This window comes from Rhodococcus sp. P4_B6, from assembly GCF_056402215.1.
The window spans coordinates 1-1408 of the sequence record NZ_JBFUHV010000435.1; the positions used below are offsets into that span (position 1 = coordinate 1).

Consider the following 1408-nt stretch of genomic DNA (forward strand, 5'->3'; position numbering starts at 1 on the left):
GATTTGTTGGGACAACAGTCCATCCGAATCGTTTTGGTCGATCTTCAAGCATGAAGAATACTATCGGCACGTCTATGCAACGAAGGCTGATCTCGTTGCTGGCGTTGACAACTGGATTGTCTTCTACAACACTGTTCGACGGAACTCTACGGTGGGGATGCACAGTCCCGACAGCTACGAGAAGTTGCTTCAGGTGGGAGTCGCCTGAGGCACGCAACCCCCTTGTCCACCGTTCGGGGGGAACCTCAGGGTGCCTGTCCGGGCGAGGGTTCGGGATGGGCTCAGCGAGTGGGTGTCGGGGCGAGGGAGTCGTCATCAGCGGGTGACCATCCGGTTGATGTGCTGGGTGCGTCACCATCGTATGCGGCGTGGAGCAACCACCGCGTTTCCGGGAAGTGAGGTCGTCGTGACTTCTCGGGGCGGACGACCTGACCGCCATCGATACTGCGATGGTCGAGCAGCGTTGCGTCGTGGGCGGTGTCTTCGTCCTCGGCGGCTGGGTTGCTCCCGGAATGGGGGCACTTCAGTCCCGGTAGGTCGGGGCGGGTGGATCGCGGGGCGGGCCGAGGGCGGTCAGCCAACGTCGGTAGAGGGTCGTCCACGTCCCGTCGGTGCGCATCCGCTCGAGGGTGCCGTTGACCCGGTGCACCAGATCGGTGTTGGTCTTGTTGATGCCGACGCCGTACGGCTCGAATTCCAGTGCGGGACCGCCGATCTCGAAGGTCGAGTCCTGGGCGGCGAGGCCCTCGAGAATGGTGTCGTCGCTGCTGGCGGCGTCGGCCTGACGCTGTGGGAGGACGACCAGGCAGTCAGCCCGGAACCGTACCGGCGAATGACCCCCGCCTGGGTGTTCATGGTCTGTTCAATCCCCGTTTCCGCTCGGGACACGCAGCCGCCGAGATCGAGAGCGCAGGCTTTGGGGTATGAACACTGCGGAGGAAGTGCGCCAGCTGTCGCAGGTCGCGGTACGGTTGCTGAACAAGTTCCCGGCCGCATCGCGGGAGGCGGTCGGGACCGCGGTGGGCGAGGCGGTCGCCCAGTTTTCGGGATGCCCGATTCGGGATTTCGTTCCGTTGCTCGTCGAGCGTGCGGCGACGGTGAAGCTCGGCTCGTTGCTCGCGGCATGACTTTTTGACGTGATGGCGGAGGACCCGCGACGCATCAGCTCTCGACTGACCACCCGGAAACCGGTTACCGGTCACTGCCACCGGCCCTGCGGGGCCGTGCGAGGAACCCGCCACCCTGCCTGGCCCGGATGGCGGGTTCCGTTGTTCACCCGTGCCCGCGCTCGACAGCGAAGACTTCTCGCTGCGGGAACGGCGGTGCGGGGGGCCCTGCTCGGCGTCTTCGGCACCCGAGTCCTGGGAAAGCCGTTCGACAACACCGTCAAGGCCATCGAAGCCCGCAA

General features: G+C 65.0%; 2 protein-coding genes and 1 pseudogene. 2 read left to right on the plus strand and 1 reads right to left on the minus strand.

From position 1 onward, the window contains the following. Positions 1-208 (plus strand): integrase core domain-containing protein (locus AC1DWT_RS51330; RefSeq protein ID WP_477926282.1); only part of this gene is annotated, 208 nt, incomplete at its 5' end. A 315-nt stretch (positions 209-523) separates the two neighbouring features. Here AC1DWT_RS51330 and AC1DWT_RS51335 read toward each other — a convergent pair. Beyond that, positions 524-811 (minus strand): annotated as a pseudogene (locus tag AC1DWT_RS51335) (transporter substrate-binding domain-containing protein); the annotation flags it as partial. A 112-nt stretch (positions 812-923) separates the two neighbouring features. On the opposite strand from AC1DWT_RS51335, the gene AC1DWT_RS51340 reads away from it, so the two are divergent. Next, positions 924-1127 (plus strand): three-helix bundle dimerization domain-containing protein, encoded by a 204-nt coding sequence (locus AC1DWT_RS51340; protein WP_095863913.1) that lies wholly within the window; start codon positions 924-926, stop codon positions 1125-1127. Positions 1128-1408 lie beyond the last annotated feature (281 nt).